General features: G+C 45.0%; 26 protein-coding genes. 20 read left to right on the top strand and 6 right to left on the bottom strand.

The features are described from left to right. The first annotated feature begins 37 nt into the window (after positions 1–37). From AB6D06_RS12025 to AB6D06_RS11990, 8 genes are all read left to right on the top strand, one after another. On the top strand, positions 38–556 hold the full coding sequence (locus tag AB6D06_RS12025) for a DUF2271 domain-containing protein (protein WP_372110311.1): 519 nt from the start codon (positions 38–40) through the stop codon (positions 554–556). Between the two features lie 100 nt (positions 557–656). Further along, entirely contained in the window at positions 657–1,493 is an 837-nt protein-coding gene (locus AB6D06_RS12020) for a DUF4198 domain-containing protein (RefSeq protein WP_102387602.1), read from the top strand. Between the two features lie 116 nt (positions 1,494–1,609). Next, positions 1,610–1,945, top strand: a complete 336-nt coding sequence (locus tag AB6D06_RS12015; RefSeq protein WP_017062543.1) for a hypothetical protein — start codon at positions 1,610–1,612, stop codon at positions 1,943–1,945. Beyond that, a complete protein-coding gene (locus tag AB6D06_RS12010) occupies positions 1,942–2,520 on the top strand; it encodes a DUF6162 family protein (RefSeq protein WP_372110309.1) in 579 nt (192 codons plus the stop codon). Before AB6D06_RS12015 ends, AB6D06_RS12010 begins: the two co-directional genes overlap by 4 nt. A 16-nt stretch (positions 2,521–2,536) precedes the next feature. Next, complete coding sequence (locus tag AB6D06_RS12005; RefSeq protein ID WP_017062541.1) at positions 2,537–3,472, top strand: metal ABC transporter solute-binding protein, Zn/Mn family; 936 nt, start codon at positions 2,537–2,539, stop codon at positions 3,470–3,472. Beyond that, positions 3,472–4,206: a metal ABC transporter ATP-binding protein gene (locus AB6D06_RS12000; RefSeq protein WP_372110307.1), complete on the top strand. Its 735-nt coding sequence runs from the start codon at positions 3,472–3,474 to the stop codon at positions 4,204–4,206. The genes AB6D06_RS12005 and AB6D06_RS12000 overlap by 1 nt, the downstream gene beginning before the upstream one ends. Next, positions 4,206–5,081 (top strand): metal ABC transporter permease, encoded by an 876-nt coding sequence (locus tag AB6D06_RS11995; RefSeq protein WP_372097989.1) that lies wholly within the window; start codon positions 4,206–4,208, stop codon positions 5,079–5,081. The genes AB6D06_RS12000 and AB6D06_RS11995 overlap by 1 nt, the downstream gene beginning before the upstream one ends. Positions 5,082–5,083: 2 nt before the next feature. Further along, positions 5,084–6,007 carry an ABC transporter substrate-binding protein gene (locus AB6D06_RS11990; protein ID WP_372110305.1) on the top strand — a complete coding sequence of 308 codons (924 nt, stop codon included), beginning with the start codon at positions 5,084–5,086 and terminating at the stop codon, positions 6,005–6,007. Between the two features lie 114 nt (positions 6,008–6,121). Here the strand turns inward: AB6D06_RS11990 and AB6D06_RS11985 are convergent, their stop codons facing one another. After that, on the bottom strand, positions 6,122–6,331 hold the full coding sequence (locus AB6D06_RS11985) for a DUF2986 domain-containing protein (protein WP_017060973.1): 210 nt from the start codon (positions 6,329–6,331) through the stop codon (positions 6,122–6,124). A 97-nt stretch (positions 6,332–6,428) separates the two neighbouring features. Here AB6D06_RS11985 and AB6D06_RS11980 point away from each other — a divergent pair, with 97 nt between their 5' ends. After that, complete coding sequence (locus tag AB6D06_RS11980) at positions 6,429–6,944, top strand: GNAT family N-acetyltransferase (protein ID WP_136978234.1); 516 nt, start codon at positions 6,429–6,431, stop codon at positions 6,942–6,944. A gap of 3 nt (positions 6,945–6,947) precedes the next feature. Beyond that, entirely contained in the window at positions 6,948–7,343 is a 396-nt protein-coding gene (locus tag AB6D06_RS11975; protein WP_017060975.1) for a nitrous oxide-stimulated promoter family protein, read from the top strand. Positions 7,344–7,451: 108 nt separating this feature from the next. On the opposite strand, the gene AB6D06_RS11970 is transcribed toward AB6D06_RS11975, so the two are convergent. Next, positions 7,452–8,849 carry an MATE family efflux transporter gene (locus tag AB6D06_RS11970; RefSeq protein WP_136978233.1) on the bottom strand — a complete coding sequence of 466 codons (1,398 nt, stop codon included), beginning with the start codon at positions 8,847–8,849 and terminating at the stop codon, positions 7,452–7,454. A gap of 50 nt (positions 8,850–8,899) precedes the next feature. Here AB6D06_RS11970 and AB6D06_RS11965 point away from each other — a divergent pair, with 50 nt between their 5' ends. Then, entirely contained in the window at positions 8,900–9,793 is an 894-nt protein-coding gene (locus tag AB6D06_RS11965) for an AraC family transcriptional regulator (protein WP_017060977.1), read from the top strand. 134 nt (positions 9,794–9,927) lie between these two features. Here AB6D06_RS11965 and AB6D06_RS11960 read toward each other — a convergent pair whose 3' ends face one another. Beyond that, a complete protein-coding gene (locus tag AB6D06_RS11960; protein WP_029235229.1) occupies positions 9,928–11,079 on the bottom strand; it encodes an MFS transporter in 1,152 nt (383 codons plus the stop codon). On the opposite strand from AB6D06_RS11960, the gene AB6D06_RS11955 reads away from it, so the two are divergent. Beyond that, positions 11,051–11,290, top strand: coding sequence for a hypothetical protein (locus tag AB6D06_RS11955; RefSeq protein ID WP_017060129.1), 240 nt, complete (start codon positions 11,051–11,053; stop codon positions 11,288–11,290). The two genes, AB6D06_RS11960 and AB6D06_RS11955, sit on opposite strands and share 29 nt — an antisense overlap. Positions 11,291–11,347: 57 nt before the next feature. Here the strand turns inward: AB6D06_RS11955 and AB6D06_RS11950 are convergent, their stop codons facing one another. After that, complete coding sequence (locus AB6D06_RS11950; protein ID WP_372110303.1) at positions 11,348–12,373, bottom strand: AraC family transcriptional regulator; 1,026 nt, start codon at positions 12,371–12,373, stop codon at positions 11,348–11,350. A 369-nt stretch (positions 12,374–12,742) separates the two neighbouring features. Between AB6D06_RS11950 and AB6D06_RS11945 the strand changes: the two genes are divergently transcribed. Together AB6D06_RS11945 and AB6D06_RS11940 are read left to right on the top strand one after the other, a co-directional pair. Further along, complete coding sequence (locus AB6D06_RS11945) at positions 12,743–13,777, top strand: AMP-binding protein (RefSeq protein ID WP_372110301.1); 1,035 nt, start codon at positions 12,743–12,745, stop codon at positions 13,775–13,777. Continuing rightward, positions 13,770–15,449 (top strand): GMC family oxidoreductase, encoded by a 1,680-nt coding sequence (locus AB6D06_RS11940; protein ID WP_017060126.1) that lies wholly within the window; start codon positions 13,770–13,772, stop codon positions 15,447–15,449. The genes AB6D06_RS11945 and AB6D06_RS11940 overlap by 8 nt, the downstream gene beginning before the upstream one ends. A 102-nt stretch (positions 15,450–15,551) precedes the next feature. Here the strand turns inward: AB6D06_RS11940 and trxC are convergent, their stop codons facing one another. Further along, complete coding sequence (gene trxC, locus AB6D06_RS11935; protein ID WP_372110299.1) at positions 15,552–15,986, bottom strand: thioredoxin TrxC; 435 nt, start codon at positions 15,984–15,986, stop codon at positions 15,552–15,554. A 122-nt stretch (positions 15,987–16,108) separates the two neighbouring features. Here trxC and AB6D06_RS11930 point away from each other — a divergent pair, with 122 nt between their 5' ends. The 5 genes from AB6D06_RS11930 to AB6D06_RS11910 all read left to right on the top strand — a co-directional run bounded on the left by AB6D06_RS11930 (position 16,109) and on the right by AB6D06_RS11910 (position 20,125). Beyond that, positions 16,109–17,206: a ketoacyl-ACP synthase III gene (locus AB6D06_RS11930; RefSeq protein ID WP_372110318.1), complete on the top strand. Its 1,098-nt coding sequence runs from the start codon at positions 16,109–16,111 to the stop codon at positions 17,204–17,206. Positions 17,207–17,228: 22 nt separating this feature from the next. Further along, positions 17,229–17,693: a GNAT family N-acetyltransferase gene (locus tag AB6D06_RS11925; protein WP_029235379.1), complete on the top strand. Its 465-nt coding sequence runs from the start codon at positions 17,229–17,231 to the stop codon at positions 17,691–17,693. Positions 17,694–17,790: 97 nt separating this feature from the next. Next, positions 17,791–19,023 carry a glycosyltransferase gene (locus AB6D06_RS11920; protein WP_017067865.1) on the top strand — a complete coding sequence of 411 codons (1,233 nt, stop codon included), beginning with the start codon at positions 17,791–17,793 and terminating at the stop codon, positions 19,021–19,023. A gap of 209 nt (positions 19,024–19,232) precedes the next feature. Beyond that, entirely contained in the window at positions 19,233–19,694 is a 462-nt protein-coding gene (locus AB6D06_RS11915; RefSeq protein ID WP_010429747.1) for a YeeE/YedE family protein, read from the top strand. Continuing rightward, complete coding sequence (locus AB6D06_RS11910) at positions 19,694–20,125, top strand: YeeE/YedE family protein (protein WP_016787649.1); 432 nt, start codon at positions 19,694–19,696, stop codon at positions 20,123–20,125. Before AB6D06_RS11915 ends, AB6D06_RS11910 begins: the two co-directional genes overlap by 1 nt. Before the next feature lie 163 nt (positions 20,126–20,288). Here the strand turns inward: AB6D06_RS11910 and AB6D06_RS11905 are convergent, their stop codons facing one another. Beyond that, on the bottom strand, positions 20,289–21,164 hold the full coding sequence (locus AB6D06_RS11905) for an endonuclease/exonuclease/phosphatase family protein (protein WP_017064569.1): 876 nt from the start codon (positions 21,162–21,164) through the stop codon (positions 20,289–20,291). A 303-nt stretch (positions 21,165–21,467) separates the two neighbouring features. On the opposite strand from AB6D06_RS11905, the gene nrdD reads away from it, so the two are divergent. Beyond that, positions 21,468–23,588, top strand: a complete 2,121-nt coding sequence (gene nrdD / locus AB6D06_RS11900; RefSeq protein WP_372110297.1) for an anaerobic ribonucleoside-triphosphate reductase — start codon at positions 21,468–21,470, stop codon at positions 23,586–23,588. Positions 23,589–23,731 lie beyond the last annotated feature (143 nt).

The following is a 23,731-nucleotide window of genomic DNA, read 5'->3' as shown; positions in this document are numbered from 1 at the left end:
GAATTAAAGGTTAAACGGATTTAAAAGGTTGTTAAACATGAAAAAAATGAACTGGAGCAAGGCGCTTCTTGCTTTATCTCTTTTGCCAAGCCTAGGTATGGCACAAGCGATTCCTGATACGGCAAAACTTGATGTGAGCTTCGAGCTTCCAAAGATTGATACCTCTATGTATGCGCGTCCCTATGTGGCGGTGTGGGTAGAGAACAGCGAACGAAAGTCAGTGAAAACCATTGAACTTTGGGTCGGTAAAGATGAATGGCTGAAAGATCTACGCAGCTGGTGGAGAAAGGTTGGCCGTTACGATCGTGTTCTTGTTGACGCTGTGACATCCGCAACGCGTCCAGCTGGCAAGTACCGTTTCGCTTGGGATGGTAAGAGTGATGATGGCCAAGCACTAGAACAAGGCGAGTACACGGTTCATATCGAAGTGGTTCGTGAACATGGTGGCCGTAACTACCTTCGCCAAAAAGTATCACTCACAGATTCAAACGTATCTTACGAATTAAAAGCAACGGAAGAGACGGGTGAAATCACCCTGAACTACATCGCTAAATAGTAAGTGCGAACAGTAAAACCAAGCTGAACAGAATAGACAGTCGTCATCGTAGGCTCAGATAGAGCGACACGGCTAACAATTATAAATAATGGAATTGAACATGATGAAACAGACAAAAATCAAAGCACTTGCTCTAGCGGGTGTGATGGCATTCGGCCTAGCAGCAACGACAACGGCACAAGCTCACCCACGTTGGATTTTGCCATCTCACTTCACTGTATCTAAAGAAGGTGGTGATTGGCTAACGTTCGACGTTACTGCGTCTCATGGTACGTTTGTTTTTGATAAGCCTGCTGGTAGCGAAAATGCTCATGTCATCATGCCTGATGGTCGCAGCGAGCGTCCTAACTTTGTTATTCGCGGGAAGCGTCGTTCAATCTTCGATTTCTATTTTGAAGAAGAAGGTACGCACAAAGTTGCGATTAACAACGAGCCTTCTTACTACACGCAATACAAAGCTGGCCGTCGTGATACCGTGAAGTGGATTAAAGCGAACAAGGCTGAGCGTGACTCAGTTCTGCCTGAAAAATCACGTGACGTGGTAACGCAGATCAGCTTCACTCGTGCAGAAAGCTACATCACGGTAGGTAAGCCAACGGATTCAGTGTTCAAAATTGAAGGCAAGCTTCTAGAAATGAAGCCTGTGACACACCCTTCAGATATCGTTGAAGGCGAACCTGTGACATTCCAGTTCTTCTACAACGGTGAAATCCAGAAAGACGTGAAAGCGGAGATTACTCGTGAAGGTACGCTTTACCGCAACCACCAAGAGCAGATTGATGTGGTGAGTGATGAGAACGGTGAAATCACGTTTACTCCAGACGTAGCAGGTCGTTACGTAATGAAAGCGAACTACAAAGGTGAGTTGATTGACAACCCACTGGCAGACAAAGCAAGCGCGAACGTTCACCTAACGTTCGAAGCGCTGCTTCAATAGTCTGTGATATCGGGGCTAGATCCCTGATTAAGAATCAAAAAAACTTAAGGGCTCATTTGAGCCCTTTATCGCTCAGTTTACTTCTGAGAATTTGCACTGTGGCTAGGGTACGAACCATGACAATAAAAACAAAACTTAACGCTTTAATGACTCCTTGCTTAGCATTGGGACTTGGTTTCGCTGCATTACCTGCGCAAGCACACTTTCCACTGATGAGCTGCTGGTTTGAAGGTAAGACTGTTGCTTGTGAAGCGGGTTATTCGGATGGCAGCAAAGCGATTGATTACGCAGTTGAGATGTACGATTACGAAGACAACTTGATTGCAAAAGAGATGACAGATAAACGTTCTATCGTTGAATTCCCACATCCTGACACTGAGTTCTACCTTGTGTTCGATTCAGGTCATGAGTTTCCAGTTGAAGTTGATGTTGTAGAGATCAGTGAAAAATGATGATTCAAAGCGTACGTGCTGATACGGGCGGCAGAGAGGGCAAATGGGTAGGACTGATCATTGTGTTCATCCTTTGCTTTGCAACTGTCGCAATCCCATTTAATCAGGCTGAATCCCACGTTAAAGCAGTGCTTGATCATCAAATTCTAGTGACTGATGTTGAACAAGAAAACTTGGCGATGCTATCAGAGCTGCGTTTAGCGCATGAAGAAATCCGTGACCTGCGCATGGACTCAGATGGTGAATGGCCGAGTGTTGCATCACTTAAAGATGAATGGGTTGCCCCGTTTGTAGAAGATCAGAGTTGGAAGCGCAAAGGTTCTCATGCTTGGGTACTGGACGAGCGTGGTTATTACTTTTCTACTCCAAGTGAACAAGCTACGCCTACCGATCATGGTTTTGCGGATTCCTTTATTTTAAATGCGAACAGCGTTTCTCCTGAAATCTGGATCTTCTTGGGCGGTGTAGCGAAACAGCCCGCTACTTTTGACCAACACACGCTAGAGTCTACGGGTTGGAAAATGGTCGTGAACGAATCAGAAATTGAACAGCATCATGAAAGCGATGCTCACTAATAATAAGAGAATTACTATGCGAATTATGACTCTGTTCATGTCGTTATTAGCGGTGTTCATGGCACCCAATGCATTGGCAAAAGAATATAAGATCGACAGCAACAAGCTGACGATTGGTATCACGCTTCAACCTTACTACAGCTACGTAAAAGCAGTAGTAGGCGACAAAGTGAACATCCTTCCTTTGGTTGATGCCGGCTTTAATCCGCATAACTACTTGCCACAACCGAACGACTTGAAGAGATTGAGCCAGATGGACGCCATCGTGGTAAACGGTATTGGTCACGATGACTTCGCGCTTAAAGTGATTTCAGCCGCGCAACGTGATGACCTAGTCGTGATCGAAGCAAACAAAGAAGTGCCTCTACTTCCTGCTCTTGGTCAGTCTGTTGGTCAAGGTGCCGTTAACCCACATACCTTTGTTGGGCTTTCGACAACAATTCAAAAGGTTTACACCATCGCGAGTGAGGTCTCTAAGCTCGACCCTGACAACGCGGCTTTTTATCGTAAGAATGCACGTAAATACGCAAAGCAATTTCGCTTTATGAAGCGCGATGCGATGTTGTCATTAGGTGAGTTAGATACTTCAGGTATGAAGGTCGCGACTACACATAATGCTTATGGCTACATCCTTCAAGAGTTTGGTGTGGATGTTGCGGCAGTAATCGAGCCTGCACACGGTGTTGAACCAAGTGCTAGTCAACTGCAAGAGACGATCGAGAAGATCCGCGCATCAGGCATTGATGTTCTGTTTTACGAGTTAAACATGCCAAACCGTTTTGTTGACACAATTGAAGCGGAAACAGGCGTTCAGCTTTATCGTTTTTCTCACATGACGCACGGTGAATATGAAGACGATAAAGTCGAAGTTGAGATGAAGAAGAACCTAGAGACGTTAATCGAAGCCATGAAATTTGCGGCGGCGAACCAAGCTAAAAGCGGGAACGCATAATGTTAGGTCCATCAATCTCAATTAATAAACTCGGTCTGCAATACGATAACAACGTAATTCTTGATGATATCTCGCTCGAACTTAAGGCGGGCGAGTGCCATGTAATCATGGGGCCAAACGGCGGTGGTAAAACCTCTCTGCTACGCTCTGTTCTTGGTTTGACGCCTTTCTCTGGGCAAATCAATATTCATTGGCCAGAAAAGCCAAGTATCGGTTATGTTCCACAAAAAGCGACCTTCGAATCGAGCTTGCCTTTGACGGTCATGGATTTCGTGTTGCTTAACCAAACTCGAATTCCGCTATTTTGGCGTCGTAAGTCTAAGCAATTGGATCTTGCACTCGCGCAATTGGATCGAGTGGGTATGGCGACACGTAGCGATCGCCGTATGGGACAGTTGTCGGGTGGTGAGCAGCAACGTGTGTTGTTTGCTCAAGCGCTATTGGATAACCCAAGTCTATTGGTGTTGGATGAACCAACGACCGGTATGGATGAACAGGGCGTTCGTTATCTTGAATCGCTGATTCGTGAATGTGTTGACGAGGGTCGCACGATCCTTGCGGTTCACCACGATGTAACCGCAGTACGTCGCCTTGAAGCCAATGTACATGTTGTGAATCGATTCTTGGTTGATAGTGGTCCACACGAACAGGTACTACATCCAAGTAAGATTGAAAGCTTATTCCAGCATTACAGCAGTGGTGCTGCGATGAACAAACCGAAGGAGGTTGCGTAATGGATTGGCTACGACAACTTGCCGTAAGTGGTGTTGAAGCGGGTTGGTTATCTGGCAGCTTCATGTATGCGTTCATGGTCAATGCACTGGTTGCTGCATTGTTACTGGGCCCGTTACTAGGTGGCCTGGGTACTTTGGTGATTGCTAAGCGTTTGGCTTTCTTCTCAGAAGCCGTCGGCCATGCAGCGTTAACCGGTATCGCTATTGGTGTTTTGCTTGGCGAGCCACCAGAAAACCCAATTATTGGTCTGTTTAGCTTCTGTATGATCTTCGCGCTGCTTCTTCACTTTGTAAGAAACAGGACCAACGTTCCATACGATACCTTAGTGGGTGTTTTCCTTGCGCTAGCGTTGGCTGTGGGTGCGGCGTTACTGATGTATGTTGCTCGTAAGATCAATATCCACATGCTTGAAAACGTACTGTTTGGCTCGATTCTTACGGTAACAGACCAAGACTTAGCGATTCTCGCAGGTAGTTGCGCGATCATCATCTTGCTCTTGATACCGACATTCAACCGCATTCTCCTGACTTGTATCAGCCCTGATATAGCTAAGGTTCGTGGTTACAACACCAGCTTTTACGATTACTTGTTTGTCATGATGATCACCTTAGTGACAATTGCGGCCGTGAAGATCGTAGGTGCAGTTCTAGTGGGTGCGTTATTGTTGATTCCAGGTGCGACCGCTCGATTGTTAACTAAACGTATGGGGAGCTTTGTTCTCTTGTCGGCATTACTCGCAACCATCGCATGTTTGGTTGGAACCGTGTTGCCTATGGAACTCAAACTGCCAGTGCCATCGGGCGCTTCAATCATCATCGTTTCTGCAACGTTTTTCCTAGCAGCAACGCTATACCGAATTGTAAGAAAGGCGTAATCATGACTTGTTTAATGAATCGTATCGCTAGCTCAGTAAAAGCAACGGCTCAAGTGAGTGTACTTGGTAGTGTATTAATGGCTGGTTCTGTGATGTCACTGAACGTGAATGCAGAAGACATCCTAACCAGTACACCTGTGACTTATGCATTGGCGACAGAGCTAACCAAAGGCACGGACATTACGACCGAATATCTACCACCTAAGCGCTACGGTATTGACCGTCTGCCGAATTGGTTTGGTACCAAGGGTGCGAGTAAAGTGCTTCAATCGGGTGAAAAGGCGACCGTTGCGGTAACGTTGTCATCGATCTGGCAAGCCGACCCTACGTTTGTATACGCAAGACAAAGCAATATCCGTTTAGTTGAGGTTGATGCCGCTCAAGCGATTACACCGCGTGCACAAGGCGTTGCTGCGCTTACATTGTCGAATGGTGATGTGTCTAAATACGCATGGTTAAACCCGACCAACTTAACACGTATGGCGGCGATTGTGGCTGACGACTTTAAGTTGTTGTGGCCTGCGCAAGCTGAAACGATTGATAGCAACTTACAACGTGTGATGTTGGATGTTCGTGAACTGATCAACAAGCAGCAAGCAGTATTGCTCGACAATGACGTAGATTCAGTATTGTTGCTTTCAGAAAGTTTGGAAGATTTCGCTTCAGGTAGTCAACTGTTTGTTGAAGAGCGTATATTCAAAGCTGAACTGGAATGGACAGAGCAGGACAAAGCCAAGCTTAAAGAGATGTTTTCGGAAGATGATGCTCTATGGTTAGTTACAGCGAAAAAGCCAAGCAACTTGATTAAATCATTGGTACCGAATGAGCGTATCTTGGTAGTGGATTCTGTTGATCGTTGGGGCAGAGCGGGAATCAACGCAAAAGCACCGTTTGCCCGTTGGGAAGTGCAGCCATTCAAAGGCTAACCAGCGCGATTAAAAATGGTAGGATCAAAAAAGCAGCCCAATTTGAGGCTGCTTTTTTGTTCTTGTCTGTTGGCTCTGAAAAGAGTGTCAGACAAGAGGACTGCGAGTATAAACTTACTCTGCAGCTTTTGTCTCTTCAGCTTCAACAGTTGCTTCTACTGAACCTTCAGCTTGCTCTTGAGCTGCTTTCGCTTGTTCTTCAGCTTCCATTTTTGCACGGTCAGCTTTAGAGATGTAGCGAGGCTTGTTGCTACTATGCAGTTTAGAATTCGCCTGTTTCTGCTTCTTTTTTAGAATTTGATTGATTTTTTTCTTACGGTTCATTGCTGCATAGCCTTGTATTTAGTTTAGGCGGTGGAGGATAATCATTTTAGCTCTAGAACTCAATATTTACATGGTATTCAGCAAGGAAAATATCACTATGCAGTCAGTCGAGACCGAACGTTTAAGATTAAGAATGATCACACCTCAAGATGCGGCGTTTATTCAACGACTATACAGCTCAGAAGATTTCCTGCGTTACATTGGTGATAAGGAAATCAACAACACTGAAAAGGCTGTCGAGTACATTGAAAACAACATTCTTAAGATGCATGAAGAGAAGGGTGTCTGTTTGTTGATGGTTGAAATCAAAGAAACTTCAACGCCAATTGGTATCTGCGGATTAATAAAAAGAGACACCTTAGCGTCGCATGATATTGGCTACGGGTTTGCTCCTGAGTTTTATGGTCAAGGCTTTGCCCAAGAAGCCGCGGAGGCGATAATTGAACAAGCTAAGCAGAATGCTGATATCGATCATTTAGTTGCCATCACTACCTCTGATAACATTCGAAGTATCACACTACTGACTAAGTTAGGCTTTGTGTTCGAGCGAGTTGAAGATGTGATAAGCGAAAGCGTTAATCTCAACCTGTACGGTTTCTCATTAGGTAATTAAAACATGTTCCAACATAACAATATTCTACAAGGTGAGCTCGCAACGGAGTACAAAACCGTTATTGCGATGGTGCACATCTATTGCAAAGATCACCACGGTGAAGTTCGTCAGAATAACGCGTTATGTGAGGAGTGTGAGCAACTGTTGCGTTACGCCGAAACACGACTGGATAGATGTCCTTATGGCGAAGCAAAACCGACCTGTAATAAGTGTCCGATTCATTGCTATAAACCAGACCCGAAAGAGCAAATGCGATTGGTGATGCGCTATGCCGGGCCAAGAATGCTACTTAAGCATCCGATATTAGCGATTCGACATCTGATTCATGAGAAACGGAAAGTGCCTGAAAAGCCGTTGCCGAATGTGTCGAACCGCCATATCCGAATGAACAAGAAGTAAGTGGCGCTTTAAAGTAATTTCTAAAGAAATGCAAAAGGTCTGATTTCTCAGACCTTTTTTATGTAGATACGTTTTATCTAAGTTTGAATATAGCCAGGTAACTGAAACTTACGCCGCTTGAGGCTCTTCGTAGGTCACCGTTAGGTTGTTGATCCAGCGTCGGCTCAAGTAACGGTGTGAACAGATGGTCAATTTCACGACTTCTTCTACCAACATTAGACCATAGATGTATTTAAAGTCCCATTCAGCGACAAACGCGCCGTAAACACATACTGGAATGCCCACCATCCACATCGCGATGAAATCCATGCGAAGGCAGAACGCATTATCACCACCAGCACGAATAATACCGTTAATGATCACCATGTTGAGCATGCGAATCACGACCGCAAAGCACATGATCATCATCGCAGGTGAAGCAAGCGGGTATAAAGCGTCTTTGGTCAGGTTTAACCATGACAGAACGTGCTCTTTACCCATAAACAATAGCAAGCCTACAACCGCACCAAAACCAACCACGGCTTTGATGAACGTCAGACCCATACTCATAGCGTCATCAAACTCATCACGACCGAGTGAGTGACCAAGCAACACGGAACACGCTACAGAAATACCAAAGAATATCGAGTAACACAGCGACTCAAAAGGCGCGAGCATAGAGAACACAGCAAGTTCCGTTGTGCCCATGTGACCGAAGATCATTTGGTATGCCATAGTACCCATTGCCCATAACACGGCATTCATCGTTAGTGGCAAAGCAATACGACGGTAAGATAGCCACAATGATGGACGATGTGGTGAGCTAGGCGTGGTTAACAACCAATGTTTACGCATGCGCATGTAGCTATACATCAAGCCGACTTGAATTGCGCGAGCGAGTGTCGTCGCTAGTGCTGCACCTGCTACGCCCATAGCGGGAATACCAAAGGCACCTTTGATTAGAACGAAGTTAAGCGCAATGTTGAGTGCAATGGTCACCGCGCCTAATAGTAGCGGGGTTACGGTGTCACCTGATGAGCGCATGCTTGCTTCTACCACGACCACAATGTGAGTCAGCAGAAGGACAGGGAATCCATACCACAGGTAAGTCGCGCCAAGTTCAATCACGGTTTGATCGCTGGTCTGCAACATCATTAAAAACTGAGAACCAAGAGTGATGATTGCAGTAACAGGCAGCAGAACTTTTAAGCCAAACACCATTGCGATAGATGATACCGTTCGCGCGCTTTTTCGGTCGTTCTTTCCCCAGTATTGAGCGACTAATGTTCCGTTTGCTGAGGCCAACCCTGCCATAATCATAATAGCAACGAAGTGCCATTTTGATGCAATTCCCACAGCCGCAGCTGCTTCCATACCATAATCACTGACCATTAATACGTCAGCAAGGGCAAGAATAGCGACAAGCGCACTTTGTAAAGCAACAGGTAAACCCAGTTTAACGATACGAGGTAAGATGCTCTCTGGCTTGTTATTCATAGATGAGTTAGGGTTGATGTTAGTTGTCATAAGCTCTCCGATTTATGGCAGAACTATAGTGATTTGAGCGAAGTAACAACATGTTTAAAAAACAACAAAACCTGTGCGAATCCGTCATTGATTCAATGAGACCAAAATCAACTTGGCATGATGATGTTTTTCTCGCTGAACAGTGCAAAGAACGTTTTTTGACCGTTGAAGATATTCCAGAGATGAAAAGCTTTGGTGTCTATATGGGCGGCATGGCGAAGCTATATGATGGCTACTGGGTTGAGCGCGAATCCGTTAATGTTCATACGTTGATTTTCACTATGGAAGGTGGCGGCATTCTAACAACCGCAACATCGGTCCAAGCGATTACACCTTATACACTCGTGGTGCTTCCTGCTGAAACCCCATTTCGTTTTGAACTCGATCCTCAATATAATTATTGGAAAATGGCGTGGATGCTGACGCCTGACACCAAGCAATGGCAGCACATAGCAAGTTTAGGACAGGGGATTGTGCCTTTTGGAGAGTGTGAGCAGATCTGGTCATTAATGAACTTGGTTTACTTTGAGATAGGCGGTAGAGCCAGTTACCGTAAGTTACTCTTGAGTGAAATTATCCGAACATTGACGGGGTTTGAGCCTAAGTCGACCAGCACCACTGCACGTGTTCAAGCGCTCTATAACGAAATTGAAAGTAGTCTGCATCAGCCATGGACAGTGGCAGGGATGGCTGAAAGAGTGTTTATCAGTGAAGAGCAACTCAATAGAGTCACCAAGACGCTATTCAACCTCTCACCACGCAGTAAATTGATTCAATTACGCATGGACAAAGCCACCAGTCTACTGAAATATCAAGATTGGTCAGTTTCTATGATTGCTAATCGCTTAGGCTACAAAGATCCTTATAACTTTTCGCATCGTTTCAAAAAGCATTTCGGTTTGTCACCCAGTCAATATCGAAAGAGCCATCGACTTCTTGGTTAGCCTTGCACGATGAAATGAGAAGTGTGGGAGAAGAAGGTTACATATAGGCATGAGTTGAAAAGAGCCCTTCGCTTAGACATAAAGTCTGAACTCGGAGCCCTAATGACACGCATCTAGTGTCTGTCTATTTAAGCTTACTCGCCTGCAATCTGTAGGTGAGAGCGCTTTAGGCTAGCAATCAACATGTAGATCGTTGTAGCAAGTAGAGACGCGAACAGGTAAGTGAACAATCCTGCTTGTGAATCCATAAAGCTGTCTGCAACGATTGGTCCCGCAACAGAACCGATGCTGTAGCAAAGTAGCATGATTTGAGTCACTGACACCAAGTAGCTTGGGTCAAGGTTACGGCAACCTAAGTTAATCGCGATTGGGTATAGCGCAAATGTGGCCATGCCTAATACGAACAAGCTCATGCCTAGTACGTAGAAATCGTGATTGATAGTCAGCACACCAATGCTTGCAACCCCTAGCAGGCAGAACAGAGCCATTAATAACACTTGTCCTACGTGGTGAGATAACCAAGTCACCATCGGCTGTACAGCCATACCACCCATGATAACCAAAGCCATCAAACCACCAATGTCTTCGTGTGCAATGTTACGTTGAGCAAGTTCAACTGGCATCAAGCCGTAAATCGCACCTAGCGTTAATCCGGAAACAATGCAGCCAATTAGCGCGCTGTGGCTTAATTTGCTGATCTGCTTTAAAGACAAAGATTGCGCATCGTGGATCTGTGGTGGAGTTGCTTGTCCGTACATCAGCACAATGATCGCACCAAACAGAAGGGTGAACATTGCGATGAAAGGTACGCCACCAGTAATACCTAAGTAACCGATACCAAGCTGACCAACTGCAGAACCGCCGTACAGTGAACACATGTAGATAGCGAGACGTTTTGCGCGTTGTGACTCGTCACCGCTCATTAGCCAAGACTCTACAATCACGAAGATACCTGCAACCGCCACACCAGCCACAAAGCGAGCTAGTAGCCATACTGCTTGGTGTGGGATCAATGGCAATACAAGGATCGTTGCGATGAACACACTCAATGCGATGACGAACGCATCTTTGTGGCCAACACGCGCAATGGCACGTTCAATCAATAACGTACCAGCCAGTAGACCTGCATAGAATGCACTCGCCAACCAACTCGATAGATCTTTGTCTAAGCCATACTCAGACAGCATTAATGGTAATGAACTCATTAAGTAGCCTGAAGCGATCGCGTAAAAAGACAATGCAATAACAGGAACAGTTATGCGAGTTGTTGGTTGGATGTTGTCCAATGCAGGAGCCTCTGATAGTAAAAGAAACGATGAATTTTCCGCGACTATGGGGGAGAAACTGAATTGGGTAAAACAAATAAAAATGGTCGTTAAGATAAAAGAAATTTATCGACCAACTAAACTAAAATACGGTTGCGATATTTGGTGGTTTGGCGAGATTTTATGCGGGCAAAAAGTCGTTAAGCCGTTGTTCATTGGTGGTTTAATTTAGAAAAAGATTGCAGCGTGATTGTCTTTTTATGATTTGGATTGAGTGGGATTTTAAGTGTTAGACCGTTTCTTTACGGTATTGACGTGGCGAGTTACCACTCCACTTACGAAAGGCATGACGAAAGTTAGCGCTATCAGAAAAGCCAACTCGTTCAGATATCTCTTCAAGACTCATTCGAGTTGAAGAAAGGTAGTGTCGAGAAAGGTGAAAACGAACGTGGTCCAGTATCTTCTGGTAGCTGGTATCGGCTGCTTTCAGGTGACGACGCAGAGTTCGAGAAGACATGCCCAGTTCTGAAGAAATGGATTCTATAGAAGGGTAACATCCTGGCCTTTCAATCAGCATCTGAGAGACTTTCTCTTTGAGGCTACTGGGTGCACTGACTTTTGCCAACATGTCATCACACGATTTTAAGCACATCTGTAAAGTGATGGGGTTGGCGGTAGGAAGAGATGAATACAAGGTGGTTGCGTCGAACTCCCATTCAAGCCGGTCACTATTGAATTCAACCGGGCAGCGGAAAATCTCTGTGTATAGATCGCCGTATTCAGGTTTTGGATAGGGGAAGCGGATCACTTGAGAAGGAAAGGGCTGCTGTAAGACCTCTTCGCACAAACTGTGTATCGCCGAGAACCAGTATTCACAACAAAAGGGCAGTAAAGAATCGAGTTCGATAAGTTGCTCTGCGCGAAAGTAACCAATGTTGTCTTCTACAGACATGGTTTTCCTGAGGACAGGGCCAGCAAGTTGCAGATACTTAAACCCGATTAAAAAGGCATCGAGTAGTGTTTCGCTGCTAAACACCGCATAACCGAGCACGCCGAAATCGCTGAACCTCGCTTGTTGGCCAACTTTAAGCCCCAATCCGTCTTCGTTGGAATTCGCTAACGCATTACTGAACACAGCAAGCTTTTGCGCCAAAGTGATGTGTGTATCGGGTGTGTTGAGTTGGAGAGCATCGATGTTACTTCCTTCGAGCAACTCTTCGATACTGAGAACAGGCGACAGGTAACGATGCAGCAACTGAAGATCCAGAATGCCGAATGCTTGCATGTCGGGTTCGTAAACTGCGGTGTATTCCATAAGCTGCCTCTTGTTGAATATCGATATCTTAACCGAACTTTTAACATTTACGCCTGTTGCTTGTTCTCACTTTCGCAAGCTTGTTCCAAATTTTGGTTTATGTGTGCAAGGTTTTATTGTGCTAGCGCAGGCTGTGTCCGAATATCACCGGTTTTTGTCTTTTTGAAACCTGTTCGAAATGTTATCGAAATGTTGTAATTTATTGGGCTGCACATTGGAGCGTCTCAAACATTTTGCTCAATAACGACTCTTATCTACATGACACACCAATGTGCAGGCTCGTGATGACAAGAAAGAGACTTATTACAACGATTAGAACGTCTACGGTGACCGTCACAAACAGGTCTAAGCCGCACAAGGAGATCATGGATGCACAATCTTGCTGTTAATTTGGAGCGTAGCGCTTCGCTTTTTCCAACTAAAGCCGCTCTGCGTATGGGATCGGATGAAATCAGTTTTTCTCAGTTAGAACAACTTTCTGGAAACGTGGCTGCTAACTTGAAAAGACTTGGGTTGCAGAACGGAGATAAGGTAGCGTTGTCATGCCCGAACGTGACTTACTTTCCGATAGCCTATTACGGGATTCTAAAAGCGGGTTGTGTAGTCGTGCCTTTGAACGCGCTATTAAAGGCGGGAGAAGAGTCTTCTGATAGTTTAGAAAACACAAGCAAACGCTCTGAACAGGTTAAACACAGCTTGAGGTTAGGTGTTTCTGGCGGTGCTTCTATGCCGCTTGAGGTTATACGACAGTTTGAATCTCGTTTTGAATTACCAGTCTTAGAAGGTTATGGGCTCTCGGAAACGGCGCCGGTTGCGACCTTTAATCATATTGATGGCGATCGTTTATCGGGTAGTGTCGGTCAGCCTTTATGTGGCCACCTCATCAAGATTACTGATATACAAGGCAACTCTGTCGCTATGGGTGAACTCGGCGAAGTCTGCATTAAAAGCCCAAGTGTGATGAAAGGCTATTATCAAAGGCCAGAGGCGACAGCTGAATCTATTCGTGATGGTTGGTTCTTAACGGGAGATATCGGTCGCGTCGATGAGCATGGCAATTTGTTCATTGTTGACCGTGTTAAAGACATGATTATTCGTGGTGGGTACAACGTTTATCCACGTGAAGTCGAAGAAGTGTTGATGTGTCACCCCGATGTCGAAATGGTCGCGGTGGTAGGCGAGCATCATGAACATTTAGGCGAGGAGATCCACGCGCATGTGGTTCTTCACGAACATACGCAATGTGATAGTGCCGCCTTGATAGCATGGTGTCGTGAGCAACTCGCCGACTACAAATACCCGCGTAAGGTATTCATTCGTAAAGCCTTACCCATGACAGCAACCGGAAAAATCTTGAAGCGTGAGTTACACCCACTAGAAATAGCGGAGATGGCAAATGGATAGTTATGATTTTATTATTGTTGGCGGTGGTTCAGCTGGGTGTGTGATGGCTTCTCGGCTGTCGGAAGATCCTGATGTGACGGTTTGCTTGTTAGAAGCGGGTGGTAAAGACACCAGCCCATTCATTCACACACCCGTTGGCGTGGTGGCGATGATGCCAACCAAACTCAATAATTGGGCATTCGAAACGGTTGAGCAGCCGGGTTTGAACGGTCGTAAAGGCTATCAGCCTAGAGGTAAGACACTTGGCGGTTCTAGCTCTATCAATGCCATGATGTACGCTCGTGGACATCGCTATGACTACGATAGATGGGAAAGCTTGGGCAATGCTGGCTGGAACTATGAATCCTGTTTGCCTTACTTTAAGAAAGCAGAAAACAACGAAGTCCACCAAGATGAGTTCCATGGCCAAGGTGGTCCTCTTAATGTGGCCAATCTTAGATCGCCAAGCCCTATGTTGGAACGTTATTTAACGGCGTGTGAATCGATAGGTGTACCTCGCAATGAGGATATTAACGGCGCTGCTCAGTTTGGGGCGATGCCGACGCAGGTAACACAGCTGAATGGTGAACGATGCAGTGCTGCCAAGGCTTACTTAACGCCAAACCTTTCACGATCGAATCTCACGGTCGTGACTAAAGCCACCACACATAAGGTTTTGTTTGAAGGCAAGAAGGCGATTGGTGTTGAATATGGTTCTAGCGGAAAGCGTTATCAGATACGATGCAACAAAGAAGTGATTCTTTCCGCTGGCGCGTTTGGTTCTCCCCAATTGCTGTTACTGTCTGGTGTCGGTGCTCAAACTGAACTAGAGACACATGGAATCGAACAGGTTCATGAATTACCTGGAGTGGGCAAGAACCTTCAAGATCATATCGACTTAGTACATTCGTATAAATGCAGTGAAAAGCGTGAAACTTTTGGTATCTCGCTGCAAATGGCCTCTGAAATGACCAAAGCCTTACCACTATGGCACAAAGAACGCCGCGGTAAAATGAGCAGTAATTTTGCAGAGGGAATAGGCTTTCTCTGTTCCGAAGATCATATCGCTGTACCGGATTTAGAGTTTGTATTTGTGGTCGCTGTTGTAGATGACCATGCTAGAAAAATTCATACCAGTCATGGCTTTACCTCTCATGTCACCTTATTGCGACCGAAGAGCTACGGCACCGTAACGCTCAATAGTAATGATCCCTATGATCCGCCTAAGATCGATCCTGCGTTTTTCAGTCATCCTGAAGACATGGAGATCATGATTAAGGGCTGGAAGAAGCAGTATCAAATGTTAGAGAGTTCCGCGTTTGATGATATCCGAGGCAATGCTTTCTACCCTGTGGACGCCAGTGATGACAAGGCTATCGAGCAAGATATTCGCAATCGTGCAGACACTCAGTATCACCCGATCGGGACCTGTAAAATGGGACCTAGTAGCGATTCTTTAGCTGTGGTAGATAAAGATCTCAAAGTTTATGGATTGGATAATTTGAGAGTCATTGATGCTTCTGTGATGCCGACACTGATTGGGGCAAACACCAATGCACCAACCATTATGATTGCTGAGAAAGTCGCAGATCAAATCAAACAGCAATACGGGTTTGGCAAGCAAGAATCTAATATTCAAGCGAAAGGCGAAGCTGTAGTTTTATTCAAGAAGTTAAGTGATAACCATAAATAAAACAGTAGGTTAGATAGTCTTGATTTGGTAAGACTCTCTAACCTATTTTTGTGTGCTTACTTAGAATTAAGTAATGCTAAATCAATAGCTTAACCAATAGTATTACTTAGTTAGTGCTTGATTAAGCCACTGATCAAATAGACCTTTTGGCAGTGCACCGTTAATCGTATCAACACGTTGACCGTTCTTGAACACCATCACCGTTGGGATGCTTCTGATTTGATACATAGCCGCCAGTTGCTGTTGAGCTTCGGTATCAATTTTAACAAATCGAACATCGCCAGCGCGCTCTTTAGCGACATCGCTAAATACAGGTGCGAAACCTACACATGGGTTGCACCATGTCGCCCAAAAATCGACAACGACAGGCTGTGAACTGTTCAAAATTGATTGGAAATTCAGTGACGTACCTTCGATTGGTGCACCGTCTAGAAGTGCGTTTTTGCACTTACCACAAGTAGGGCTTTCTGAAATTCTTTCTGAAGGAACTCGGTTTACGCCACCGCAAGAAGGGCAACGTGTGTTGAATGTAGACATAACTTTCTCTTTTTATTGCGTCTCCGTGCCTAACGCGATTTACGAATCATGTACGGAACGCTTATACTGTTTAAAACAAGAATAAGATACTCAAATAAAAACAAACAATAAACAGGTAAATGATGACAAAATTTTACGCTGAAATTACGGGCTGGGGAAAGTGTCTGCCACCAGCCGTGCTATCCAATGATGATTTAAGCACTTTCATTGATACGTCTGACGAGTGGATTCGTACTCGAACTGGTATCGAAAATCGTCGTATCAGTCATGTAAATACCTCTGAGCTAGCGACCGTTGCTGCTCAACATGCAATGGCGTGTGCTGGTTTAACAGCCGAAGATATCGATCTTGTGATCTTAGCGACGTGCAGTCCAGACTCTCTTATTCCAAATACCGCGTCTAAAGTTCAACAGAACTTAGGCATCAAGAGCGCAGCAGCTTTTGACCTTAATGCAGCGTGTACAGGCTTTATCTACGGTGTTGAAACAGCAACTCGATTGATTCAAGCGGGCAACTACCGCAATGCGATCGTTGTGGGTGCAGAGCGTCTTTCATTCTTCATCGACTGGACCAAGCGTGATACTGCGGTTCTATTCGGTGATGGCGCTGGCGCTGTGGTTTTATCGCGTACTGAAGAACAAGTGGGTTTACAAGAAGCTCAAATCGGTTGTGACGCAGAGGGCCGTGACATTCTAGCAGTACCAAAATTCGGTACGTCTATGGACCGCTTTGCTGCTGATAACGGTTACTGGGATTTTGATTTCGTTGGTAAAGAGATCTTCAAGCGTGCAGTGAAAGGAATGGGCGCTGCAGCACATACAGTATTGAGTCGCACTGGCATCTCAACTGAAAACATCGATGTTGTGATTCCGCACCAAGCGAACATCCGAATTATTCAAACTCTGTGTGATATGGCGGGCATTGAACGTGAGAAAGCGTTTGTGAACATTCAAAACTATGGCAACACGTCGGCTGCGACTGTGCCAATTGCATTGTGTGAATCGTTAGAGCAAGGCTTTGTTAAACCGAACTCAAACATCCTTGTGGCGGCATTCGGTGCCGGTTTAACTTGGGGGGCAGGCCATATTAAGTGGGGTAGCCGTGTTGATCCGTTAGGTCAATCGGACGCTAAGCTTCCAGAAGCAGATAGCTCGGCATTAGAACTTCTAGAGAAAGCCATTTTACACTGTAAAACGCGTCCTAATTCTGAGAATGAGTAGCAGCATGGCGCAAGTTCGTTTTATGACAGAAGCCGACCTCGATGGAGCGGCTTTAGTTCACCAAGCTACTTTTGTTCGACAGCAAAACTCAAAAAATTGGTTACAATGTAACTTAAATGCTGCGCCACGCTTTCTTAACTTTGTTGCTGAAAGCGATGGCGAGATTGTCGGCTACATTATTTGGGTTCAAAAGAGTGGGTTTAGGCCTGAAGCTGTTTTGGAGCTAGAACAACTTGCTGTGTTACCGAGTGCTCAGGGGCAAGGATTGGGCAAAAAGCTGATTCTAGACTCTTTGCCTCAAGTGAAGCAGAAGCTATCAGAGCAGGGCTCGACACTAAAACATGTATTAGTGACCACCAGAGCAGATAACTTTGCACAAAAGCTCTATCAGTCGACATTGGGCGCTCAAGTCGAAACCACGATTTCAAACTTTTACTCAGCCGATGAAGTGCTTATGATAGCTCGCAATGTAGGTGAACGAATCTGATCGCTGAGTTCTTAGAACCATTATTATCAGCGGCATAACTCGATTAACGTTTTATTAGGGGCTTCTGTGGCCCTTTTGTTATTTCTTAGGAAGTATTTTGAAGAAAGTTTTAGCAATTGGCTACGTTTGGCCAGAACCGAATTCATCGGCGGCTGGCAGCCATATGATGTCTCTTTTACGTCTATTTAAGAGACAAGGTTGGTCAGTTGAATTTGCAACACCCGCTCAAGAAACCGAGCACATGATTGATCTCTCTGAAGAGGGCATCACAAGCCAATCTATACAGTTAAATTGCGATAGCTTTGACGATTACATTGAAGAGCTGCAGCCCGATGTTGTGATGTTTGACCGTTTTATGATGGAAGAGCAATTCGGCTGGCGCGTCGAGAAGGTATGTCCCAATGCCTTTAAGCTACTGGATACTGAAGATTTACAATTCCTACGCAATGCTCGACATGAAGCTGTTAAGAAAGAGACAGAGTTAACGAAAGAGCACCTGTACAGTGACTTGGCGAAACGTGAAATCGCTGCAATCCTGCGCTGTGATCTTTCGTTGATCATCTCAAGTTACGAGATGGAATTGCTCCAATCTGAGTTCAATATCGATCCAAAACTATTACATCACCTGCCGTTCATGGTTGATCTCAACACGTTGCCTGAAAGTACGAAAAGCTTTGAAGAACGTAAGCATTTCATGACGATAGGTAATTTTAGACATGCGCCTAACTGGGATGCAGTGCTTCAGTTACAGAAGATTTGGCCGAAGATTCGTAAACAGTTACCTGACACTGAACTTCATATTTATGGATCGTATCCGCCGCCAAAAGCAACCGCTTTGCATAACCCTAAAACTGGCTTCCATATCAAAGGTTGGGCGAAAGACGCTCAAGAAGTGATGGAGCAGGCTCGTGTGTGTGTTGCACCTTTACGATTTGGCGCAGGCATTAAAGGCAAGTTACTTGATGCGATGAAGCTACAGACTCCGAACGTGACCAGTGAAATCGGCAGCGAAGGCATGTTGCCACAAGGAGAACTGCAATGGCCAGGTGCGGTTGCTGATGATATCGACGAATTTGTTGAAGCTGCAGTTGCCCTTTATAAAGATGAAGAGAAGTGGCTTAAGGCACAAAGCCGATGTCATTCAATCCTTGAAGCGCACTACGAGCAGAATAAACTGGGCGACACATTGATTGAGCGATTGATTGCGTTAGAGTCGGATCTTGAATCTCATCGACTGGATAACTTCTTTGGTTCGATGCTCAAACACCACAGCATGGCGAGCACGAAGTATATGTCCCAGTGGATAGCTGAAAAGAACAAGACTAAGTAGCTTACATAATACAACCAATACAACCGAATTAAATCATAAGCCCTTAGGTTAACGCCTAGGGGCTTTTTTCATGCAGGGCGCTTGTTAATTCCAGACTTACAAAACGACACATACTCGCAGTACATTAGCATTGACTAATTTATATTTATTAGTAAACTCTAATTTATAGGTTGTTATGAGTTTATGATGTTTGTGGATAGGAGAGGTTTGTGCTTAGTTTGATTCCTTGGGATGCTTTTTTCGGCGGCATGTTGTTAGGCGTGTCGGCCATTGTTTTAATGTTGGGGATTGGTCGAGTTGCTGGCATTAGTGGCATTGTCAGCCGATTATTGCCAACTGGCACCAGCAACAAAGAACGTAAAGATGCGGATACAGCAAACACCGAAAAACACTGGCGTATCGCCTTTGTTGTGGGAATGGTCGCAAGTGGTTGGCTATTAATTCCGACGGGCTACCAACTTCCGCAGTTAGAAGAGATGAATCTCGCTTTAGTGATTATTGCTGGCCTTCTGGTGGGCTTTGGTACTAAAACAGCGAACGGTTGTACTAGCGGGCATGGCATTGTCGGAATGGCGCGTTTATCTAAACGTTCTATTGTTGCGACCTGTGTATTTATGGGTGTGGCAATCGTAACCGTGTTTATCAAGAATCTGACTGGCTTGGGGGCATAATGAAAAACGCTTCATTTACTATCGTTATCGGTTTGGTCGCAGGTATTCTTTTTGGCTCTGGCATGATCATCTCAGGGATGGTTGATCCTGAGAAGGTACTCGGCTTCTTAGACATTACCGGTAACTGGGACATTAGTTTGGCATTCGTCATGGGTGGCGCGCTATTGGTCTTTGCACCGTTTTATCATCTGGTCATTAAAAAGCGCGCTAAAGCCATCAATGGCGAGCCGTTAGATAGCCGTAACAATCCGTTGATAGACAGAAAGCTGATTCTTGGATCTACAGCGTTTGGCTTAGGCTGGGGGATTGCAGGCTTTTGCCCAGGCCCTGCGGTAACCAGCCTAAGTGGCGGCAACCCGACGGTGTGGGTGTTTATGATAAGCATGCTGGTGGGAATGTGGCTGGCGGATCGTATGAACAAAACGTGTTAGTAGCAAGCTTATAGCTGATTACATTGGCTTTGACGTTATCCGTTCTGAGCTGACCAAGCATAGAGGTTGACTCGCTTTCAGCACGAAAGTCAGTCAGCCTCTTTCTATATTTACTGTTTCTATTATTTTCAGCTATCTACAATCTGCTGTTATCTAAAATCTACTATTTAATAGTCGTTGAAACTGGACAGTGGTCGCTGAGTTTGTAGTCCAGAACATCTTGTGTTTCAAATACCTTCTGCTTTGCAGGAGAAGCATTTAGCGACTCACTCACCACAATATGATCAATAACAGAGCGGAACTGATGTGTGCGATAATTGTTGCGGTTAGAGCGTACCTTACAATCTGCACGGGTCTTTCGTGTCGCTAACTGCGCATCAGTATATTGTGATAACTCTTTCCACATCCAATCTCGTGAGTAAGCGAGGTTATGGTTAAAGTCGCCAAGAATGGCGTAGTCTTCGTTATTGCGCTCTCTTTGCTTTATCCACTTGTTCAGTTGCTGAGCTTGCTCTTTTAAACGAGAGCAATCGCGGTTGGACTTATACGCTCCGCTACAACCTGCCTTTAAATGCACAGACAACATGTGAATGGGTTTAAAGTTTGTTTCTACAACGATATAGCTGGCAAACCTAAGTTTACTGTTGGATGTGGTTTCAAGCGGAAAGTCAGCGTAGTCGGTGAGGGCTACTCCTTTACGAACTGCAAATCCCGTGTATTGGTTCACTTCTTTAAATTGGCGGTTGCTGTTCTTAGATAGCGCCCGGTCAGACATCAATATCTTGTATTGATCACCAGCCACACGCTGAATGGCATTTACGTTATCGACTTCTTGAAACGCAACCACGTCTGCGTCTAAGGATTGAAAATAAGTTGCGAGTTTGTCGAAATCAGCTTGATCACGTTTGTCAGAAAACTTATTCACAGCCTCGTTGGTTGATAACCATTCGATATTCCAACTGGATATGGTCAAAGGTTCAGCAAATGTCTGGCTACTGAGTAAGCAGCCTAACATTATCCAGTTTTGAAGTCGTTTCATGCCAAATATCCCTAATTTTGTCTGCCAATATTGATGAGCCGTTATCCTACAACACTTACCAAAAATTCAACTCTTTTTAGGAGTTTTTTTATTGTTACATTGTTTCTTTTCGACTTGAGAACTAGCGTAATAATATTGAATTGATCTTAGTCAGCGTTCTCTTTTTATTGATCCAAATCAATACTCAAAGTTGGTGGTTCTCGTTAAATACGCCACAATATCTAGTGTTAGTTAAACGATAAATCGCTCTATATAGTGTGTTTGTGGATAAGTCTGTGAATACCTCAAGAGTAAGGAGAAGTGGTGAAATCAATCGTAATCAAGCGTGATGGCTCAAGAGCTCCATTCAGTAGAGATCGCATCCAAGCTGCAGTGGAAGCAGCATCAGACAAAGCCGATAAGGAAATTGCTATTTATGCACTGAATGTGGCATTAGCAGTTGAGTTGAAGCTCGAAGACTACGATGAAGTTCATATCTCTGAAATTCAAACCATGGTCGAGAACGAGCTAATGCAGGGACCATACAAGTCTCTGGCTCGTGCCTACATTGAATATCGTCATGACCGCGACATCGCCCGTGAGAAGCAAAGCGCTTTAACGCGTGAGATCGAAGGTTTGATCGAAGAAAGCAACGTTGATCTAATCAATGAAAACGCGAACAAAGATGGCAAAGTAATCCCAACTCAGCGTGACCTGCTGGCGGGTATCGTGGCTAAACACTATGCGAAAACTCACATTTTGCCACGTGATATCGTACATGCTCACGAATGTGGTGATATTCACTACCACGATCTAGACTACGCACCGTTCTTCCCAATGTTTAACTGCATGCTTATCGATCTGAAAGGCATGTTAACGCATGGCTTCAAGATGGGTAACGCGGAAATCGACACACCTAAGTCTATTTCTACGGCGACAGCGGTAACCGCGCAGATCATCGCGCAAGTGGCGAGTCACATCTACGGCGGCACAACGATTAACCGCATCGATGAGGTTCTTGAACCTTACGTTATGGCGAGCTACGAGAAGCACTTATCGCTAGCGAAAGAGTGGGACATTCATAGCCCAGAAGCTTTTGCTATCTCTCGCACAGAGAAAGAGTGTTACGACGCGTTCCAATCTCTGGAGTACGAAGTAAACACGCTGCACACCGCTAATGGACAAACACCATTCGTGACGTTTGGTTTTGGTTTAGGTGAAAGCTGGGGCTCGAAATTGATTCAGCAATCAATCTTGAAAAACCGCATTGCAGGTTTGGGTAAGAACCGTAAAACAGCCGTGTTCCCTAAACTGGTATTTGCGATCAAAGATGGTTTGAACCACCAGAAGCAAGATCCAAACTACGACATCAAGCAATTAGCGCTAGAGTGTGCGTCTAAGCGTATGTACCCAGACATTCTTAACTACGACAAAGTAGTAGAAGTGACAGGGTCATTTAAAACTCCTATGGGTTGTCGTAGCTTCTTGAATACTTACGAAGAAAATGGTGAGTTGATTCACGAAGGCCGTAACAACTTAGGTGTTGTTAGCTTGAACTTGCCACGTATTGCGATTAACGCAAAACAAGATATGGCTCAGTTCTACGAACTGCTTGATGATAAACTCAAGCTGGCTCGTCGTGCATTAGAAACTCGTATTTCTCGTCTAGAAAACGTGAAAGCGCGTGTTGCTCCAATCCTATACATGGAAGGTGCGTGTGGCGTTCGCTTGAAAGCAGACGACTCTATTGCAGACATCTTCAAGAACGGCCGTGCGTCTGTTTCTCTTGGTTACATCGGTATCCACGAAGCAATGACTGCGCTTTACGGCACAGACGTTCACTTGTACGACGACGGCGAAATGCGTGCTAAAGCGCTTGAGCTAGTGGAGTACATGAAGCGTGAAGTAGAATCTTGGACCAAAGAGACAGGTTATGCATTCAGCCTATACGGCACACCAAGTGAAAACCTATGTAGTCGTTTCTGCAGCATCGACACCAAAGAGTTTGGTGTGATTGATGGCGTAACAGACCGTGGTTATTACACCAACAGCTTTCACTTAGACGTGCAGAAGAAAGTGAACCCATACGACAAGATCGATTTTGAGATGCCTTATCCTGAAATCTCTAGTGGTGGTTTCATCTGTTACGGTGAGTTCCCGAACATGCAGAAGAACATCGAAGCACTAGAAAACGTATGGGACTACAGCTACACACGTGTTCCTTACTACGGTACAAATACGCCGATTGATGAGTGCTACGAATGTGGTTACAACGGTGAATTTGACTGTACTAGTAAGGGCTTTACGTGTCCTAAGTGTGGCAACCATGACTCAACCAAAGTATCGGTAACACGCCGTGTTTGTGGTTACCTTGGTAGCCCAGATGCACGACCATTTAACTTCGGTAAGCAAGAAGAAGTTAAACGCCGAGTGAAGCATCTTTAGTAAGCTCTAAGATTATTAGCTAGCTTATTTAGAAGAGCTACGTTTCAAGAAATATGATTGGTATCGGCGTTATGTCGATACCAATTCTTTCGTTTCAGCTTTTACAACACATCTTCTCAAACTATTAAGTAATCACGAGTTTT

Origin of the sequence: Vibrio sp. 10N.239.311.G01, from assembly GCF_041465805.1 — a bacterium.
GTDB lineage: Bacteria > Pseudomonadota > Gammaproteobacteria > Enterobacterales > Vibrionaceae > Vibrio > Vibrio crassostreae_C.
This window is presented reverse-complemented; position numbering and strand designations above follow the sequence as displayed.

Excerpts from the sequence above, each read along its gene's own strand:
- AB6D06_RS12025 (WP_372110311.1), top strand. The coding sequence starts at position 38 with ATGAAAAAAATGAACTGGAGCAAGGCGCTTCTTGCTTTATCTCTTTTG.
- AB6D06_RS12020 (WP_102387602.1), top strand. The coding sequence starts at position 657 with ATGATGAAACAGACAAAAATCAAAGCACTTGCTCTAGCGGGTGTGATG.
- AB6D06_RS12015 (WP_017062543.1), top strand. The coding sequence starts at position 1,610 with ATGACAATAAAAACAAAACTTAACGCTTTAATGACTCCTTGCTTAGCA.
- AB6D06_RS12010 (WP_372110309.1), top strand. The coding sequence starts at position 1,942 with ATGATGATTCAAAGCGTACGTGCTGATACGGGCGGCAGAGAGGGCAAA.
- AB6D06_RS12005 (WP_017062541.1), top strand. The coding sequence starts at position 2,537 with ATGCGAATTATGACTCTGTTCATGTCGTTATTAGCGGTGTTCATGGCA.
- AB6D06_RS12000 (WP_372110307.1), top strand. The coding sequence starts at position 3,472 with ATGTTAGGTCCATCAATCTCAATTAATAAACTCGGTCTGCAATACGAT.
- AB6D06_RS11995 (WP_372097989.1), top strand. The coding sequence starts at position 4,206 with ATGGATTGGCTACGACAACTTGCCGTAAGTGGTGTTGAAGCGGGTTGG.
- AB6D06_RS11990 (WP_372110305.1), top strand. The coding sequence starts at position 5,084 with ATGACTTGTTTAATGAATCGTATCGCTAGCTCAGTAAAAGCAACGGCT.
- AB6D06_RS11985 (WP_017060973.1), bottom strand. The coding sequence starts at position 6,331 with ATGAACCGTAAGAAAAAAATCAATCAAATTCTAAAAAAGAAGCAGAAA.
- AB6D06_RS11980 (WP_136978234.1), top strand. The coding sequence starts at position 6,429 with ATGCAGTCAGTCGAGACCGAACGTTTAAGATTAAGAATGATCACACCT.
- AB6D06_RS11975 (WP_017060975.1), top strand. The coding sequence starts at position 6,948 with ATGTTCCAACATAACAATATTCTACAAGGTGAGCTCGCAACGGAGTAC.
- AB6D06_RS11970 (WP_136978233.1), bottom strand. The coding sequence starts at position 8,849 with ATGACAACTAACATCAACCCTAACTCATCTATGAATAACAAGCCAGAG.
- AB6D06_RS11965 (WP_017060977.1), top strand. The coding sequence starts at position 8,900 with ATGTTTAAAAAACAACAAAACCTGTGCGAATCCGTCATTGATTCAATG.
- AB6D06_RS11955 (WP_017060129.1), top strand. The coding sequence starts at position 11,051 with ATGCGAGTTGTTGGTTGGATGTTGTCCAATGCAGGAGCCTCTGATAGT.
- AB6D06_RS11950 (WP_372110303.1), bottom strand. The coding sequence starts at position 12,373 with ATGGAATACACCGCAGTTTACGAACCCGACATGCAAGCATTCGGCATT.
- AB6D06_RS11945 (WP_372110301.1), top strand. The coding sequence starts at position 12,743 with ATGCACAATCTTGCTGTTAATTTGGAGCGTAGCGCTTCGCTTTTTCCA.
- AB6D06_RS11940 (WP_017060126.1), top strand. The coding sequence starts at position 13,770 with ATGGATAGTTATGATTTTATTATTGTTGGCGGTGGTTCAGCTGGGTGT.
- trxC (WP_372110299.1), bottom strand. The coding sequence starts at position 15,986 with ATGTCTACATTCAACACACGTTGCCCTTCTTGCGGTGGCGTAAACCGA.
- AB6D06_RS11930 (WP_372110318.1), top strand. The coding sequence starts at position 16,109 with ATGACAAAATTTTACGCTGAAATTACGGGCTGGGGAAAGTGTCTGCCA.
- AB6D06_RS11925 (WP_029235379.1), top strand. The coding sequence starts at position 17,229 with ATGACAGAAGCCGACCTCGATGGAGCGGCTTTAGTTCACCAAGCTACT.
- AB6D06_RS11910 (WP_016787649.1), top strand. The coding sequence starts at position 19,694 with ATGAAAAACGCTTCATTTACTATCGTTATCGGTTTGGTCGCAGGTATT.
- AB6D06_RS11905 (WP_017064569.1), bottom strand. The coding sequence starts at position 21,164 with ATGAAACGACTTCAAAACTGGATAATGTTAGGCTGCTTACTCAGTAGC.